Origin of the sequence: Sinomonas sp. ASV486, assembly GCF_030908215.1 — a bacterium.
GTDB classification, from domain to species: Bacteria; Actinomycetota; Actinomycetes; order Actinomycetales; family Micrococcaceae; genus Sinomonas; species Sinomonas puerhi.
In genome coordinates this window covers 2,790-5,517 of record NZ_JAVFJK010000013.1, presented here as the reverse complement: position 1 = coordinate 5,517, position 2,728 = coordinate 2,790, and the positions used below count along the sequence as shown (strand labels likewise).

Here is a 2,728-nt window from a genome sequence, read left to right as displayed (position 1 = left end):
CCGGCACACCCCCCCGGGGGCCCGGCCCCCCCCGGGCCCCGGCCGACGGCGGGTGCGCCCCCGCCGTCGTCCGCTCACTTGAAGGGCGCGATTCACCTCGCACTCACGGCGGAGGCCGATCCTTGATTCATTGTGAATCACAGGGGTAGGCTTGAGGATCGGAAGGGAGATACTCCATGATCACGATGGACCGCGCCCTAGACCAGTTGCATCACGCCGCTCTGCAGCGCCAAGCTCGCTCGCGGGTTGACGCGATTGACGAGCTTCGTGCAGCGAAACAGGTCGCCGATCGTGGGTTGCCACAGCGAGATATTGCTGAGCTCCTTGCAACCAGCCAAGCGCGGGTGCACCGCATGTTGAAGGCACTCGAACGCAGTAACAACAATGTTCCCGTGACGCCAGAGGAGATCATTCTCCGCGCATGCGCGTACGACACGAGTCGAGATGGTCTGGTCCAGGAGCTCGCCCGGTTCGACTACACCTTCGGCGAGGAGGCGCCGTATCCGCTTGAGGGCCGAATCTCTGGCACTTGGGACGAAGTCGTGAAGGCCCTAGCGTCGGGGATGATCAGCCAGAAGGAGTTCGATCAGGTCAGGGCGGCAATTGGTCGCTGATCGAGGTGATGTCTACTCGGTGCTGAGCGCTCTGCACGGTACCGGAGGAGGGCTTCACGTCGCTCCATCGGACGTCGCGACATATCTGGATGACGCTATGGTCGCCCGTCTCGCTCGCGAATACCTCGAGGTACAGAACGACGTATCGGCGGATGGCATGGCAGTCGTTGTAAGCGCCGGCCCTCCCGGTGCGGGCAAGTCAGCCGTCCTGGAATCCATGGACCTAGCGGGATACCGCCTCATTGACCCAGACCTCGCCAAGGACATGGTGATCGGGCATGCCCTCGATGCAGGGCTGCTCGAGTATCGTCGCAGGTTCATGCTCCCGGATGGTGACTCCGTACATCCGAGGGAGCTCGCCCCACACGTTCACCAGCAGTCGACGAGGCTCGCTGATCTTGTGCGCCAACTGTCTCTCGCCTCCGGCGAGAACGTCATCATCGACGGGACGCTCGCATGGGAGCCTTTGGGTGACCAGTACATCAGCGAGTTGTACAAGGCGGGGTACGAACAGCTCGATGTCATTGCGATCGAGCTTCAGCAAGCGGTCGCTATTGAGCGGGCCACGCGACGGTGGTGGGTCGGGCGCGAGGATGCCCGTGGATTCGTCGCTGATTCCGCTGGGCCCCTGGGCGGCCGGTTCGTTCCAGAGGAGGCGATCGCGCGCTGCTACTCAAATGGTGGCCGAGATTCCCTGTGCTCGATCAACGCGCGGAGGCTCGCCGAGAGAGCCGCCGATGAATTGGGCCGAGGGTCCTTTCAGCGGTACGTCGTCAATGATCCCGACGCCACTCCACGTCCCGTCCCGACGACGAACACGTGAAACTGGGGACACGCGGACGCCCGCACTTTCCAGCACGACGCCGTGAGGGCGGATGACGGCGGGTGGGCACCCGCCGTCATCCGCTTGCCGGCCGGTGGTTGAGCGTCGCCCGTCGGTGGTTGAGCGAAGTCGAGACTTCTTGTAGCGATCGGTCTATAGATCATCGGCCCGCGTGGTGGGTTCGCTACAAAACGGCCGTCCACGGCGCTGCATAGCCTTCTTCCAGAACGCCTACCCGGACATCTGGAGGAACCATGAGCAACCCGACGACGCCCACCCCGGCACCCCACCGCGAGGCCGAGACCAGCCCCCGCAGGCCCCGCCGAACGTGGGATTCCCACTCGCTGGCCCTCGTATCCGTGTTCGCAGCGCTCATCGCGGCGTCGGCGATCGTCCCGGGTATCCCGGTGGGCACCTTCGGTGTCCCCATCACGCTGCAGACGTTCGCCATCATGCTGACCGGCCTCGTCTTGGGCGGTTTCCGAGCCGCGGCCGCGGTGGGGCTCTACCTGGCGCTTGCGTTCGCCGGCCTGCCGATCTTCTCCGGCGGCCGCGCGGGGCTGCAGGTCCTCGCAGGCGGATCGGCCGGGTACATCATCGGGTTCGTCCTTGCGGCCCTTCTGGTCGGCATCGCCGCGGAGCAGATCATCCGGCGCCTGCCGGCCAAGCGCCGGACGCTGTGGTTCTTCCTCGCCGCGGCCGTGGTCTCCGTGGTCGCCTCGCACGCGCCCGGCGTGCTCGGGATGATGCTCAACCTCAAGCTCTCCTGGCAGGCGGCCTTCGCCGCCGACCTCGTCTTCTACCCGGGTGACCTGCTCAAGGACGCTCTGGCGGCCGTCGCTGCGGTGGCCGTTCACCGGGCCTTCCCGGACGTCCTCGTGCGCCGGGTCAAGTGAGCGGCGGAGCGTAGCGATGAGGGTCTTCGGCAGCACGGTGGACGACCAAACCCGCTGCATCCACTACCGCACCGAGGTGGATGTGGTCGCCATGAAGTTCAAGTGCTGCCTGCGGTACTACCCCTGCCACCTCTGCCATGCCGAGGACGCTGACCACGAGCCCGAGACGTGGCCGAGGGACGAGTGGGGGGAGCCGGCGGTGCTCTGCGGCGTCTGCGGAACCGAGATGGCCATCTCTGCCTACCTGGGCACCGCGTCGTGCCCGAGTTGCGGCGCCCGGTTCAACGAGCGGTGTGCGGCCCACGCCCACCTCTACTTCGGCTGAGGTGACAGGCGGGCGGGCGACGGCGGGGGGGCCCCCGCCGGCGGCCGCCCGGGGGGCCTCGATGCTGGGG

At 66.5% G+C, this 2,728-nt stretch carries 4 protein-coding genes; all 4 read left to right on the top strand.

Going from position 1 to position 2,728, the window contains the following annotated elements; translation table 11 throughout:
• Positions 1-176: 176 nt before the first annotated feature.
• The 4 genes from RBS60_RS16840 (at position 177) to RBS60_RS16825 (ending at position 2,658) form a co-directional block, all read left to right on the top strand.
• Complete coding sequence (locus tag RBS60_RS16840; RefSeq protein WP_307958722.1) at positions 177-614, top strand: hypothetical protein; 438 nt, start codon at positions 177-179, stop codon at positions 612-614.
• Between the two features lie 157 nt (positions 615-771).
• Positions 772-1,437, top strand: a complete 666-nt coding sequence (locus RBS60_RS16835; protein WP_307958721.1) for a zeta toxin family protein — start codon at positions 772-774, stop codon at positions 1,435-1,437.
• 254 nt (positions 1,438-1,691) lie between these two features.
• Positions 1,692-2,333: a biotin transporter BioY gene (locus RBS60_RS16830; RefSeq protein ID WP_307958720.1), complete on the top strand. Its 642-nt coding sequence runs from the start codon at positions 1,692-1,694 to the stop codon at positions 2,331-2,333.
• A 16-nt stretch (positions 2,334-2,349) separates the two neighbouring features.
• Complete coding sequence (locus tag RBS60_RS16825) at positions 2,350-2,658, top strand: CHY zinc finger protein (protein ID WP_307958719.1); 309 nt, start codon at positions 2,350-2,352, stop codon at positions 2,656-2,658.
• Positions 2,659-2,728: the final 70 nt, after the last annotated feature.